The 13,803-nt window shown below is 64.2% G+C and carries 13 protein-coding genes; 7 read left to right on the forward strand and 6 right to left on the reverse strand.

All coding sequences use genetic code 11. The features are described 5' to 3' along the window. Positions 1 to 59: 59 nt before the first annotated feature. The gene (locus tag IVB19_RS20230; protein ID WP_018455131.1) at positions 60 to 1,610 is read left to right on the forward strand and encodes an undecaprenyl-phosphate glucose phosphotransferase; all 1,551 of its coding nucleotides are present in this window, start codon (positions 60 to 62) and stop codon (positions 1,608 to 1,610) included. Positions 1,611 to 1,790: 180 nt separating this feature from the next. Beyond that, positions 1,791 to 3,047: an O-antigen ligase family protein gene (locus tag IVB19_RS20235; RefSeq protein WP_026232883.1), complete on the forward strand. Its 1,257-nt coding sequence runs from the start codon at positions 1,791 to 1,793 to the stop codon at positions 3,045 to 3,047. On the opposite strand, the gene IVB19_RS20240 is transcribed toward IVB19_RS20235, so the two are convergent. Beyond that, positions 3,016 to 3,492 (reverse strand): MarR family winged helix-turn-helix transcriptional regulator, encoded by a 477-nt coding sequence (locus IVB19_RS20240; RefSeq protein WP_051112981.1) that lies wholly within the window; start codon positions 3,490 to 3,492, stop codon positions 3,016 to 3,018. The genes IVB19_RS20235 and IVB19_RS20240 overlap by 32 nt on opposite strands. 146 nt (positions 3,493 to 3,638) lie before the next feature. On the opposite strand from IVB19_RS20240, the gene IVB19_RS20245 reads away from it, so the two are divergent. Next, on the forward strand, positions 3,639 to 4,835 hold the full coding sequence (locus tag IVB19_RS20245) for an FAD-dependent monooxygenase (RefSeq protein WP_018455134.1): 1,197 nt from the start codon (positions 3,639 to 3,641) through the stop codon (positions 4,833 to 4,835). A 158-nt stretch (positions 4,836 to 4,993) separates the two neighbouring features. Here IVB19_RS20245 and IVB19_RS20250 read toward each other — a convergent pair whose 3' ends face one another. Genes IVB19_RS20250 through IVB19_RS20260 form a run of 3 tightly spaced genes read right to left on the reverse strand, consistent with a single transcriptional unit; the run spans position 4,994 to position 7,794 of the window. Next, entirely contained in the window at positions 4,994 to 6,172 is a 1,179-nt protein-coding gene (locus IVB19_RS20250) for a saccharopine dehydrogenase family protein (RefSeq protein WP_085353387.1), read from the reverse strand. Positions 6,173 to 6,186: 14 nt separating this feature from the next. Next, positions 6,187 to 6,969: a DUF169 domain-containing protein gene (locus tag IVB19_RS20255; RefSeq protein ID WP_085353389.1), complete on the reverse strand. Its 783-nt coding sequence runs from the start codon at positions 6,967 to 6,969 to the stop codon at positions 6,187 to 6,189. A gap of 57 nt (positions 6,970 to 7,026) precedes the next feature. After that, positions 7,027 to 7,794 (reverse strand): YdcF family protein, encoded by a 768-nt coding sequence (locus IVB19_RS20260; RefSeq protein WP_473356854.1) that lies wholly within the window; start codon positions 7,792 to 7,794, stop codon positions 7,027 to 7,029. A 164-nt stretch (positions 7,795 to 7,958) separates the two neighbouring features. On the opposite strand from IVB19_RS20260, the gene IVB19_RS20265 reads away from it, so the two are divergent. The 3 genes from IVB19_RS20265 (at position 7,959) to IVB19_RS20275 (ending at position 9,851) form a co-directional block, all read left to right on the forward strand. Next, the gene (locus IVB19_RS20265) at positions 7,959 to 8,900 is read left to right on the forward strand and encodes an acetamidase/formamidase family protein (protein WP_018455138.1); all 942 of its coding nucleotides are present in this window, start codon (positions 7,959 to 7,961) and stop codon (positions 8,898 to 8,900) included. Between the two features lie 200 nt (positions 8,901 to 9,100). Beyond that, on the forward strand, positions 9,101 to 9,298 hold the full coding sequence (locus IVB19_RS20270) for a hypothetical protein (RefSeq protein WP_007603456.1): 198 nt from the start codon (positions 9,101 to 9,103) through the stop codon (positions 9,296 to 9,298). A gap of 73 nt (positions 9,299 to 9,371) precedes the next feature. Further along, positions 9,372 to 9,851: a GcrA family cell cycle regulator gene (locus tag IVB19_RS20275; RefSeq protein WP_018455139.1), complete on the forward strand. Its 480-nt coding sequence runs from the start codon at positions 9,372 to 9,374 to the stop codon at positions 9,849 to 9,851. A 302-nt stretch (positions 9,852 to 10,153) separates the two neighbouring features. Here IVB19_RS20275 and IVB19_RS20280 read toward each other — a convergent pair whose 3' ends face one another. Further along, on the reverse strand, positions 10,154 to 11,710 hold the full coding sequence (locus IVB19_RS20280; RefSeq protein ID WP_247369835.1) for a porin: 1,557 nt from the start codon (positions 11,708 to 11,710) through the stop codon (positions 10,154 to 10,156). A gap of 405 nt (positions 11,711 to 12,115) precedes the next feature. Here IVB19_RS20280 and IVB19_RS20285 point away from each other — a divergent pair, with 405 nt between their 5' ends. Beyond that, positions 12,116 to 12,622, forward strand: coding sequence for a MarR family winged helix-turn-helix transcriptional regulator (locus tag IVB19_RS20285; protein ID WP_007611061.1), 507 nt, complete (start codon positions 12,116 to 12,118; stop codon positions 12,620 to 12,622). 10 nt (positions 12,623 to 12,632) lie between these two features. Here IVB19_RS20285 and IVB19_RS20290 read toward each other — a convergent pair whose 3' ends face one another. After that, positions 12,633 to 13,751 (reverse strand): alpha/beta hydrolase family protein, encoded by a 1,119-nt coding sequence (locus tag IVB19_RS20290; RefSeq protein ID WP_247487616.1) that lies wholly within the window; start codon positions 13,749 to 13,751, stop codon positions 12,633 to 12,635. Positions 13,752 to 13,803 lie beyond the last annotated feature (52 nt).

The raw sequence follows: 13,803 nt of genomic DNA on the forward strand, positions 1-13,803 counted from the left end.
ATACTCGCCCGGGACGCAAGGACGCGGCCCGCGGGTTTTTGGAATGGACGTGGACGCCCGTGGAACCGCTCAACGCACGCTCGATGCTCGATGCCGCGACCAGCGCCGCGGCGAAGCCGGCTGACCGGCCCTTTGTGGAGCGGCGTCAACGGCTCTCGGCCGCCGCGCTCGACGTCGTCAACCAGAAGGTCGCCCGCGCCTATTCGCCGATCGTGATCACCGGCTTCGTGCGCCTCGCCGATTTCGCGCTGCTGAGCCTCGTCGGCATCGTACTCTATCTCGGCTATGTCATGCCGCACGCCGGCTCCTTCAGCTGGATCTATCCCGCGCAGATCATCGCCGTCGCGGTCTCCGCCGTGGTCTGCTTCCAGGCCGCCGACATCTATCAGGTGCAGTTGTTCCGCGGTCAGCTCCGGCAGATGACGCGGATGATCTCGTCCTGGTCGTTCGTCTTCCTGTTGTTCATCGGCATCTCCTTCTTCGCCAAGTTCGGCAGCGAAATATCGCGGCTCTGGCTTGCCGCCTTTTACGTCCTCGGGCTCGCCGCGCTCCTCTGCGAGCGTCTGGTGCTGCGCTCGCTAGTGCGCGCCTGGGGGCGCGAGGGCCGGCTCGACCGCCGCACCATCATCGTCGGCTCCGACCGCAACGGCGAACAATTGGTCGAGGCGCTGAAGCAGCAGGAGGATTCCGACATCCATGTGCTCGGCGTGTTCGACGACCGCAACGACAGCCGCGCGCTCGACACCTGTGCCGGCGCGCGCAAGCTCGGCAAGGTCGACGACATCGTCGAATTCGCCCGCCGCACCCGCGTCGATCTCGTGCTGTTCGCGCTACCGATCTCCGCCGAGACGCGCATCTTGGAGATGCTGAAGAAGCTCTGGGTGCTGCCGGTGGACATCCGCCTCTCCGCACACACCAACAAGCTACGCTTCCGCCCCCGCTCCTATTCCTATATCGGCGAGGTACCGACGCTGGACGTGTTCGAGGCGCCGATCACCGACTGGGACCTGGTGATGAAATGGCTGTTCGACCGCGTGGTCGGCACCCTCGCGCTGCTCGTGGCCTTGCCGGTGATGGGATTGGTGGCGCTGGCCGTGAAGCTCGACAGCCCCGGACCCGTGCTATTCCGCCAAAAGCGCTTCGGCTTCAACAACGAGCGCATCGACGTCTACAAGTTCCGCTCAATGTACCATCATCAGGCTGATCCGACGGCCTCGAAGGTCGTGACCAAGAACGACTCGCGCGTCACCCGCGTCGGCCGCTTCATCCGCAAGACCAGCCTCGACGAGCTGCCGCAGCTCTTCAACGTGGTCTTCTCCGGCGATCTCTCTTTGGTCGGCCCACGTCCGCATGCGGTACAGGGCAAGCTGCAAAGCCGCCTGTTCGACGAAGCCGTCGACGGCTATTTCGCCCGCCACCGGGTCAAGCCCGGCATCACCGGCTGGGCCCAGATCAACGGCTGGCGCGGTGAGATCGACAACGAAGAGAAGATCCAGAAGCGCGTCGAGTTCGACCTCTATTACATCGAGAACTGGTCGGTGCTGTTCGATCTCGTCATTCTGCTGAAGACGCCGATCTCGCTGCTGACCAAGAACGAGAACGCGTATTGAGTTGAATTTTTCCGTCATGCCCCTCCTTGTGCGCTGTTGCGCACTGGGGCGGGGCATCCGGTACTCCGCGGCGCCGGCCGCTTCCGCAATAGACGCCGCGGAGTACTGGATCGCCCGGTCAAGCCGGGCGATGACAGCGGTATTTGTGGCGTACCAGTTGCGTAAACGTATGAGCGTGTGATGGCGTATGCGGCAACAGCCGGGGAGATGAATGCAGCGGTTCGGGCTGCGCCCGGCGTGTTGGCGCTCCAGCGCGCGCTGGTATGGCTGGTCGGCGCCTCCGGCGCGATCGTGTTCATCGAGCCGAGCCCCTACGAGATCGTGACGCTGCTGGCCACCGTCACCTTCTTCGCCACCGGACTGCGTCTGCGGCTCGCTTTGATGCCGCTGGTGCTGATGCTGGTCCTGCTCAATATCGGCTATACGATCAGCGCGATCCCGCTGTTCGAGCAGTCCGAGGTGGTGAGCTGGATTGCGACCTCCTGGTACATGGCGGTCACAGTCGTGTTCTTCGCCATGGTCACGTCGGAGGACACCGCCGCCCGGCTCGATATGCTCCGCCGCGGGCTCGTGATCGGCGCGATGGTCGCCTCGCTGTCGGCGGTCGCCGGCTACTTCCACCTGGTTCCCGGCGGCGACGACCTCCTCACGCTGTACGGACGCGCGCGCGGCACCTTCAAGGATCCGAACGTGCTCGGCGCCTTCCTGATCCTGCCGGCACTGTTCTCGCTGCAGAGCGTCGTCTCCGACAAGTTCGGCAAGGCGTTTCGCAACGTCATCGCCTTCGGCATCATGTCGCTGGCGATCCTGCTCGCTTTCTCCCGCGCCGCCTGGGGCGGGCTGGTGCTGACATCCGCCTTCATGCTGGCGCTGATGGTGCTGACCAGCCGCACCAACGCGCAACGCTCGCGTATCATCGTCATGGCGATCCTGGCCGCGGTGCTGGGCCTTGCGCTGATCGCGGTGTTGATGTCGTTCGATTCCACCGCCGAGATGTTCAAGCAGCGCGCGAGCTTCGATCAGAGCTATGACGAAGGCCGCTTCGGCCGGTTCGGGCGGCACATCCTGGGAGCGGAGATGGCGCTCGACCTGCCGTTCGGCATCGGCCCTCTGCAATTCCACCGCTTCTTCCCCGAGGACACCCACAACTCCTATCTCAACGCCTTCATGTCCGGCGGCTGGCTGTCAGGCATCTGCTATCCCGCGCTGGTCTTCACGACCGTCATCATGGGTGTCAGGCACATCTTCGTGCCCGTGCCCTGGCAGCGCGCTTATCTGGCGGTGTTCTCCGCCTTCGTCGGCACCGTCGGCGAAAGCTTCGTGATCGACACCGACCACTGGCGGCACTTCTGGATGATGCTGGGCGCGATGTGGGGCATGATCGCGGCTGCACAGATCTACAAGGCTAGGTCTGGCGACGAAGCTTCTTCAGCTTGAGATCGGGGCGTTTCTCCGGCGGCGTGTCGAGCAGGCCCTTCAGCGCCGCGGTCGCCGCGAGCACGCCCTTGTAGCCCTCATTGGCGAAGCGCAGCAGCAGGCGCAATTCCTGGTCGGAATAGCCGCCAAAAACCTTCTCCATCGCCTGCTGCATCGGCACGTAGAACTGGCCGAGCCTTTCGATCGCCTCCGGCACGACGGCAATGAAGACCTTGCGACGATCGGCATCGTCGCGCTCACGACGGACCAGGCCCGCCTTTTCGAGCCGGTCGACCACGCCGGTGATGGCGCCGGTCGTGAGCCCCGTGACTTCGGCGAGCCGGCCGGCGGTGACGCGGCCTTCGAGGTACAGGATGTCCATGCATTCGAGGTCGGAATTGGCGATTCCGGCAACGTTCGCAACGGTCTGGCCATAAAGCACGCCCTGCGCGGACGACCTGCGCATCGCCTCCTCGAGCTCCTGCAGCAGCGCGGCGCGCGCCTTCGTCCTTGACAAGGCAAACCTCGTATCTTAGTCGATATATATCTTAGTCACTAAGAGATTTAGCGACTGTAATTCTCCTAGCACCACGGAAACGTCGGGAGCAAGCCATGTCCTATCGTCCTCGCAAGGCCCTGATCATCGGCGCCGGCATCGCCGGCCCCGTCGCGGCGGTCCTGCTGCGCCGCGCCGGCATCGAGTCCGCGATCTACGAAGGCTGGCCCTATTCGAAAGGCATCGGCGGCGGCCTTCAGATCGCGCCGAACGGCATGCAAGTCATGGACGAGATTGGCCTTTCCAATGAGCTGATCAGCCGCGGCTCGATCGCGGAATCGTTCGACTTCTATTCGCAAGCCGGAGAGAGGCTCGGCTCGATCAATCGCGACATGGCGCGGCGCTTCGGCCAGCCCGCGGTCAATGTCTGCCGCGCCACGCTGAACGAGATGCTGATCGACAAGGCCTGGTGCGCATGCGTTTCACTTTATTTCGAGAAGCGCCTGATCAAGATCGAGGATCGCGCCGACCAGCCGATCATCGCCTACTTCGCCGACGGTACCACGGCCGAAGGCGACTTCGTGATCGGCGCCGACGGCGTGCACTCGGTGACGCGGCGCCAAGTCGTCCCGGACGGGCCGCAGCCGTTCGATACCGGACTGATCGGCTTCGGCGGCTTCGTGCCGCACGCCGTCCTGGATGGCCGGCCGATCGGCCGGCACGTTGAAACCACGTTCGGACAGAGCGGCTTCTTTGGCTACGGCTATTGCAGCCCCGATCCGAACGACGGCGTGATGTGGTGGAGCACGCAACCCGCGCACGGCATGGACGCGGCGATGTTTCGCGCGCTCGACCATGCAACGCTGAAGCAGCACCTGCGCGGCTTCCACCGCGGCTGGCACGATCCGATCCCTGGCATCATCGAGGCAGCCGAGAACATCGTGGTCACCGACACGCTCGACGTCGCCACCCTGCCGACCTGGTCGCGCAAGCGCTCGCTGCTGATCGGCGATGCCGCCCATGCGACCAGCCCCCATGCCGGCCAGGGCGCCTCGCTCGCGCTGGAGGATGCGATGCGCCTCGCCCGGTTGATGCAGCAAGGCCGGGAGCTCGGCGCCACCTTCCAGGCCTTCGAGGCCGAACGGCGCCCGCGCACGGAAAAGATCGTCGCCATGGCCCGCCGTAACGGCAACAACAAGCGCGAGTTCAGCGCCACCGGCGCGTGGATTCGCAATCAGATGATGAAATGGCTGCTGCCGCTGGGCGCGAAAAGCATGGAGTTCATGTACGCCTACGACGCGCGGGCGGTGTAGTGGCACGAACGCTGTCATGCCCGCCTTGTGCGCACTTGCGCACCGGGGCGGGCATCCAGTACGCCGCGGCCTCTCGATTCAATCGGTGCCGTCTCTGGAATACTGGATCGTCCGGTCGAGCCGGACGATGACACCGTGATTGCGGCAAGTGACCGCCTCTACTTCTCCACCGCGAACGTCAGCCCGGCATTCTCGACCAGCCGCTTGATCAGCTTGTGCTGCATCGCCGCGCCCGGGGTCCAGAAGCCGGCTGCGACGTCAGTCGTGTCCCGCAGCATGCAGATGGCGCATTCGGAGATCATCTTCGAGGTCGAGCCGTAGCCGGGATCGCGGTCGCCGGTGACGCCGGCGCGAACCATGCGGCCATCGGGTGCGATCGCGACATAGAGCAGATCGAACAGACCGTTTTCACGCTCTTCCTTCGACGGCCCCTCGCCCGGCTTCGGTGCGTCGGGGCCGGTCTTGCCCGCATTGGCAGCCATCACGAGCTTGGCGTTGGCCTCGCCCTTCTCGCCGGGACCGGTCAGGACCATCTCGTCGTAGACGAAGTCCTGGCCGTAGGGGAATCCCATCAGCATGTTGGAGCGGTGAACGTTGCGCGTGTTGATCAGCGCCATCGTGAACGGCGCGGCCCAGGATTGCAGATCCTCCTCGAAGGCGGCCCTGTTGCCTTTCGGCTGCTTCGGGCCGGTGAAGCCGGGCGTCAGCGCAAAATGATCGTTGAGAATGGCGACAAGGCTGAGATCCTTGGCCACCGCATCGAAGGTCGCCTTAGCGCTGGCGGCGGTGCCGCCCGAGAGCGTGCCCCGCATGTCGCGCACACGCCCTTTCACCCGCGGGGCCGGCGCGCCGAAGACACGTTTGGCCTCTTCCTGGACGAAGAACGTACCGAGCTCGAACGGCACGGAATCGTAGCCGCAGGAAAACACGATCCGCGCGCCGCTCTCTTTTGCAGCCGCCTCGTACTTGTCGATCATCTGGCGCATCCAGATCGGCTCGCCGCAGAGGTCGAAATAATCCGTGCCCGTGGCCACGCAGGCGGCGAGCAGTTCTTCACCATAGAGCTGATACGGGCCGACGGTGGTGATCACCGACATGGTCTGCTCCGCCATCGCCTTCAGCGAAGCCGCATCCGACGCATCCGCGACAATCAACGCCGTATTCCCGGGCGCGCCGATCGCATCGCGGACCGATTTCAGCTTGCCGAGGCTGCGGCCTGCCATCGCCCATTTGAGCGCGTGGTCGCTCTTGTAACGCTGGGTCAGGTATTCGGCGACGAGCTGGCCGGTAAAACCGGTCGCGCCATAAACGACGATGTCGAATTTCGCAGAGCTCATGATCCGCCTTTGCTTTACTTCTTCGCGTAGCTCACGCCCATGCCGGCACGGACGTCGCTTTGAATACCATAGGGCGGGATCGGATAACGCAGGCCGTTCTTCGCCAGCGCCTTCATGCCCACAACCGCCTTGGCGAGATGTTCCGGCTTCAGGGCCATCAGCATCTCCTCGTCCGGCACGCCGCCATAGCGCCGTTCGGCGTAGCATGGCAAGGACAGGCTGGGCTCACCGCTCTTGAGCGCCCTGCCCCAGGAATCGGCGCAAGCGGTCTCGCCGACCACGCCCCATTCGAACTTCTTGTAGCCGGTGTATTGCAGCCCGTTGATCAGGATGATCATCTGCCCCGGCGTCGCATAGACGAGACAGATGTCGGGCGGATCGAGCCGGCCGCTCGCCAGCGGACTGACCGCGAGCGCCTGATATTGCCCGAACGGAACCACATCCAGCGCCTCCTGGCGCTTGCGTGCGTCCTCCGCGGTGCCGTGCCAGACCCCGACATAGTTTTCGCCGGCGAGCCATTTCTCGTCCTGCGGTGCAAGGCCGATCACCGCGCGGCATTGTGCGCCGACGAGATCGTCGGCCGTGATGCCCACGGTCCAGCCCAGACGCGCGGCCATGCTGACGATCTGGTCGGTGGTGTGGACCGCGTTCGGCCGCCGGACTTTCGGAATTGCCTCCATGTCCGCGGTCCGCGTGAACAGCTTCATGCCGATCACCGTGGTCTTCAGCCGCAACAGGCTGTTGAGATCGGCGACGAGGCCGGCAAGATCGATGCTGTCTGCACTCTGCTGTTGCATGGCGTCCTCCGGGGCCGGCGACCGTGAGCCGGTGCTGTTATTGCTTCTTGAACGGTTCTAGTCCTTCGTCGGTCCCGGGAGCAACTCGCCAGTCCGGCCCATCAGGTGGTAGGCGACGAGCCCGATCCATTCGCGCACGGCGACCTCGGTTCGGCCGAGCCCGTCCGTGCCGACATTGGTGAAAGAGAAGAGATCGTCACGCCCGCCCATTCGCCAGTCCACGGGATAGGCTTCGACGTCGAATCCCGCCTTGCGAAAGATTCCCATCGAACGCGGCATGTGAAAGGCCGACGTGACCAGGAGCCAGCGTTCGCCCGCCTTCGGCGCCACCAATTGTTTGGTGAAGATGGCATTCTCGTAGGTGTTGCGGGAGTCCCGCTCGAGGATCAGGCGCTGCTTCGCGATGCCCAGATTCTCCAGGATGGGCGCGGAGTAGTCGGCCTCCCGGGAGTCCGTCGAAACCAGGTTCGCGGTGCCCCCGGTGAAGACAATGCGCGTGTTCGGATAGCGGCGCGCGAGCTCGGCCGGCGCAAACAGGCGATCGGCCGCGTGCGCGACGACCGGCGTGCGGTGCGCCGCCGACAGATCGGTGTCGATCGAGCCGCCGAGCACGATGATGCCATCGGGCGCACCGCGCGACGGATCCCACGGCGGAAAACGCGACTCCAGCGGATAGAGCAAGAGGTTGCCGAGCGGCGAAAACGCGGCGAGCGCCAGCAGGATCAGCGTGGCCGCGGCGAGCTTGCGGCCGAAGGCGGCAAAGCGCGTCGCCATCAGGACGACCGAGACGATTCCGAGCTCGATCATCAAGTTGATCGGCAGCACCGCTGCGCCGAGGGTCTTGGACAGGACAAAAAGCAGGGGAGCCTCGCTGGAATGATCGTGCCTGTTGCGCGCGGGCTTGACCCGCCCGTCGATCTTCAGAAAGCTTCTTGGAAGAGGATCGATTGCCTGGTCAAGCCCGGGCCTGTGAAACGGACGGACGCCACATGACCCATCACCACCTGCATTCCAGCCCCGAGACCTGCCATTGGGGGTTCTTCGAGGCTGCGCTCAAGCCCGTCCTCACCATCGCGAGCGGTGACGAGGTCACGGTCGACACCATCAGTGGCGGTCCGGACATGCTGCCCGACCGCAGCAAATTTCACATTCCGCCCGAGATGCACGAGGTTCATGCCCAGAACGAGCGCATGCTGCCCGGCCACATCCTCACCGGCCCGATCGCGCTCGAGGGCGCCGAGCCCGGCGACGTGCTCGCGGTCGAGATCCTCGACGTCCAGCTCCGGCAGGATTGGGGCTGGAACATGATCAAGCCGCTGTCCGGCACCCTGCCCGACGATTTCCACGAGACGCGCATTCTGAACATCCCGCTCGACCGTTCCCGGATGGTCGCCCGCATGCCGTGGGGGCTGGACCTGCCGCTCAAGCCGTTCTTCGGCGTGATGGGCGTTTCGCCGCCGCCGGCCTGGGGCCGCATCTCCTCGCTCGTTCCTCGCGCCATGGGCGGCAATCTCGACAACAAGGAGCTTGGCGCCGGGGCGACGCTGTATCTGCCGGTGTTCGTCCCGGGCGCGCTGTTCTCCTGCGGTGACGGCCATGGCGTGCAGGGCGACGGCGAGGTTTGCGTCACCGCGATCGAGACCGCGCTTCAGGGCCGCTTTCGCCTGACGCTGCGCAAGGACCTCAGGCTCGATTATCCCCGTGGCGAGACGGCGACGCATTACATGACCATGGCGATGGACCCCGATCTGGACCAGTGCGTGGTGCGGGCGCTGCGCGACATGATCGTGCTGCTCGGCGAGAGGCGCAATTTGTCGCGCGAGGACGCCTATACGCTGTGCAGCCTGGCGGCCGATCTGCGGGTGACCCAGACCGTCAACGGCTCCAAGGGCATCCATTGCATGATCGAAAAGACGATCGTGCACGGCTGAGCCGACCAGCCCACTCCTGACCGGTCGAAGCCACGCCGCCGCCGGCCTGCCGCGCGGCGTGCCTTGTCATGCCTAAATTTCCCTCGCGATTCCAACGGGCTGACCAGGCGCCGCAGCCTGCATTTGACTTCTGCCTCCAAACCTAAATAGAGTCTTAATCATAACTTTTATGTACCCGAGTAAGAGGCTAGCGTTCGGCCATGGCCACCGAAAAAGCCGAGACTGACCGCATTCCCGTAACCTTGGCGCTCTCGACCATCACCTATCTGGAGAAGCTGGTGAGACAGGGCACCCACGGCACCAGCGTTCCCGGCGTCGCACGTACCTTGATCGAGGAAGGCATCCGTCTCGCCATCAAGGACGGGCTTTTGTCGATTCGCGACAATGGCAGGACGTGAGCGCGCGCCGAACGTGAGGCGGACGGATCTCGAGAGGCGGATGGCCGACATCTGCAACCTGGGACCGTTACACATGCCTGTTCTCTCACCCACCTGGACCGACGAACGCATCGAACTTCTGAGGCAGCATTTCGAGGCCGGGCTCTCCTGCCGCGAGATCGCCGCCGACATTGGCGTCAGCCGCAACGCCGTGATCGGCAAGCTGTCTCGCCTCAATCTCACGCGCGGCCGAACCATCGACGATCGCAAGGTTCACGACAGGGGCCTGGCGCCGGCGCGCGCGCCGCGGACCGTGCCGCGGCTGCAATATGAGATGCTCGCCACGATCTACGGCGAGACCGGTGCGCCGATGGTCACCGGTCCGATCGACGACGCCAATCGCTGCTCGCTACTCGAGCTTGCCGAGAACCGCTGCCGCTGGCCGATCTCGACGCCTGGCGCGGACGATTTCTGCTTCTGCGGCAACTCCGCACCCGACGGCCAGTCCTATTGCGCCGGCCACAGCCGCCTCGCCTACCGGCCGAATTCCCGCGCGCGCGTCATGCGCGGCTAGAGCCAAGTCCTGGAGGCGAGTCCTGGAGCCATGCCCAAAACGAAAAACCTCCGGCAGGGCATTGCCGGAGGTTTCTGGAGGTTTAGCATCAAGTCAGAGCCGCAACTTTCGTCATCGGCTGGAAGTAATATAGCTTAGTAGCTCAGGTAAGTAAATAAATTTGGGCCCATCGATTCGCATGGCACGTCTTCGCCGCCCGCACGCGCCGGATTTTCCGAAGGCCCGCTCGCAAAGAAGCCCACCTCATAAAAAAGCCCCGGCGGTGTCCCGCCGGGGCTGCGTCCTATCCGAAGGTCTTGAGCTTACCAGTTGCGCTGGGCGCGAACCAACAGGCTGTAGGTGTCCTGGTCCTTCAGCTCATAGGTCGCCGCGGGCTTGGCAACGCTGGTGAGCGCCGGCGTGGTGATCACGCCCGAGTACTTCTGGTCAAGATGGCTGTAGGTGAAGTCAGCCGAGAAGGTCAGGTTCTTGATCGGGGTCCAGCGGGTGATGACACCGATCTGGCCGATGTTGAAGTCCGGGTTGCAGGCGCCGGTCAGGGTCGCGAACGCGGCGCTGCCGCAGATCATGCCCTTGGCGGTGCCGCTGTAGTTGACGGCAGCCCACGCACCATAAAGCGCCGAATTCCAGTACGGGCTCCAGTTGTGAGTGTAGGCCCCACGGAAGCCGTAGGTCTTGGTCAGCTCGAGGCCGCTGCCGGGTGCGAACACCGCGTCAGACACGCCGGCGAAGCCGATGCTCTGATACGCGCCGCCCGAACCGCCGAACATCGAGTAGCTGGTCGCTGCCAGCTCCTGGAAGTTGTAGCGGCTCGCGCCGTCGGTGTAGACGCCCGAGATGTTGATCACGTCGCCTGCACCGGTCGGGATGTTCTTGATCGACAGCGCCAGCTGGACGGCCCAGCCCCACTTGTCTTCAGGATGACCGGTAACTTCGCTCGCGCCGTAATAGCCGACGTGGTTGTCGTGCGCAGCGACCGAGGCCTGGAACAGGCCCCAGGCCTGGTCGACGCGGAGCGTGCCGACGAGATCGGGGGAGCGGGTGCCGCCGAGATCGTTGGAGCCGTAGGCACCGCCGAGGACGCCGGCGGTGGACATGCCGGCCGTATTCCAGAGCGCGGTCTGGAACACCTGCGTCTGGTCCTGGGCCGAGACGATCGCCGTCACGCCCTGGCCGAGATCGGCGGTGTAGGTGAACTGGGCAACACCGTTGGTGGTGCCGCTGCCGCCGACGAGCTGGTCGAAGTTGTTGCCGGGATAGTTGATCCAGGGCGCGTCGAACTGCGACACGGCCTTACCCATGGTGAAGCCGGCGAACTGGATGAAGGCGTAGTAGACGCCGAGCGCGCCGCCCGAGATCGTGCCGTCGGTGCCGTTGACGGCGCCGCCGCTGGAGCCGATCAGGCTCGTGCCTGCGGCGTTGAGGCCGAGCGTACCGCTGTACTGGGTCGCACCCGTTCCCGAACCGGCGCCGACATAGTTGCCGGTCGTCCAGGTGAAGACCGCATCGAAATAGGTGCGGACCACGCCGTACTCGGTTGCGGTGCGGGTGTCGATGTTGAGATCTTCACGAGCGCGCATCGAGTAATAGTTGGTCAGGCGGTTGTTGGCCGCGAAGACGTTGTTGTACTGGGCGCTGTAATTGCCGCCGGCATTGAGCGCCACTTCGGCACGCAGATAGCCGCCCAGCTTGATGCAGGTGTCGCTGCCCGGGATGTAATAGAAACCCGCGCCGTAGAGCGAGCAGACCTTCACATACTCGACCGCCTTGGCCTTGACCGGAAGATCAGCTGCCTGAGCTCCACCGACGGCGATCAGACCCGCCGCAGTGCCGAGCAAAAGGCTCTTCACCACTTTCATATTAAAACCTCCAAGTTGCTCATTTTACGAAGACCGGACCGTGAGGCCCCCCAAGATCCCCGTCTTTGAAATCCGCTCGGCCGCTTTGCGCTTCGAACACACCCTCTTTCGACGCGAGGGACGTGAGCAAACCACCTGCAACGGGACGATCGAGTACCCCCACCGCCACGAAGCAATATGCCTGCGCCTTTCGGTAATCAAAATACCTTATTTAGTCAGCTTTGTCGGTTTTGCTAAACCTGTGCCCCGTTCGCAACACCATTGCGAACCGATTCCGTGAGCTGATCATCTTTGTAGTTTTACTGACAAAATTACCCTGCTCTGCACTTGCGTCAGAGCAGGCTTGCGTGGACTATGGCTTGCACGACACCGGCCGCATACAAATCAGATCACGGGAGTGACGCTGTGTCAGCGACGAGGAAAGAAGGGGCGCGCCTCCGCACCATCGGCAATCTGGATATCATCAGGCGCTTCACCTGGGAGATATCGTCGATCAACATGTATCTGGAGGAGCTGCGTCAGTTCTGGGCGAGAACGCTCGGCATCAGCGGCCCGCAATGGCTGATCCTGATGGCGATCTCCGACCTCGACAAGGACGACGGCATTCCGGTCAACGTCGTCTCGAAACTGCTCCACGTCGATCCGTCGTTCGTCACCACCCAGTCCAAGCTGCTCGAGAAGAAGGGCCTGTTGCGCCGCCGCCCCTCGCCGACCGACGCAAGGGTGGTCCGACTATCACTGACCGAGAAGACGCAAAAGCACCTGGCGAGCCTCAACGAGCAGTACAAGACGATCAAGGAATTCGTCTTCCAGGAGTTCGACGAGAAAGAGCTGACGGAATTCACCACCAAGCTCGCGATGTTGAAGACCCGTCTCGAAAAGGCCTGCGTCCGCCTGACCCTCGACTTCTGAGGCGACGTTCTCAGATGCGCCGCGCGGCGCCGAGCCGCGATTCCAGCCAATCGAAGATGTATTCATTGGCAAGGCTCGGATTGTCCGCATGGGCCTGCGCCGCGCCGGTTTCGGCCGCGGTGAACACCTTCAACATGACATCCGAACTGCCGAGCCGGGAGGTCTGGACGATCTGACGCGCCCGATCGGCCTTGAGCCAGCCGTCCTCGCCGAGCGTGATCAGCACCGGACAGTCGGCGCTGGAGGCCATCAGCGGAGCGTGCGGCACCGGGACGATGCTGACGTCGCTCATCGCGAATCGGCTGGCAAAGAAGGCCCGCTCGTGCAGGTCCCACAGGCCGCCATCGCAGACGGCGGCGGCAAGCCGCGGCTCCTGCAGCACCGCGCGCGCCACGAAGGAAGAGCCCCAGCCATCGGCGACGATCGCGACGCGCTCGAAGTCGACCTCGCTGCACGTCTCCAGATAGTCCATGACGCACGGAATCGCACTCTCGAGATCCCGGCGCCGCAACAGCGCGTCGAGATAATCGTCGCGCTGGTCGCCGAACAGGTCCAGCGCCAGCAGCGAAAAGCCGCGCTCGCGGGCGTGCGGCGCGAGCTTGAACAGAAACTCTTCCTTGCGATGGCCGGGCTCGCCGATGCAGATCACGGTCGGGGCTCGCACGCGTTCCAACGGCGCGTGCGCGGGCAGGAAATAGCCCTGCAACGAATGTCCGTCGAGCCAGGGTATCGTCACGACTTCCCCGGCAGGGTCGCGCGCGGCGAGGAAGCGGCGGGCGCAATCCTGCATCGCGAGGACCGCGACCCAGCGGCGCTCGTCCGCCTGATCGAGCGGCATTGCGGCCGCGCTGTAGTAATTCATGGCGCGGAGCCAATTGCGCTGCGCGGTCGCCCTGTGACCTTCCGCGAACGCGGCCTCGGCACGATGGCGATTGGTCTGCGCCAGCTTCTTCCACTCGCGATGCCAGGACTGGTCGTCGCCCCGCTTCAGCTGCCGCGCGATCATCAGGCATTCGGCGATCGTGGCGCCGCCGTCCTGGGCCGCGGTGAGGAGCCGCGTGAACTCAGCGGAGATGTCCTCTCGCTCCGGGCAAAGGATCCAGTCGTCGGAGAGGCATGCGGGTATCATCGGGAGCTACGCTCTGGTCATCGCCTTACACGTGACTGAATAAACTATTTTG

The sequence above is a fragment of the Bradyrhizobium sp. 187 genome (genome assembly GCF_023101005.1).
GTDB lineage: Bacteria > Pseudomonadota > Alphaproteobacteria > Rhizobiales > Xanthobacteraceae > Bradyrhizobium > Bradyrhizobium canariense_D.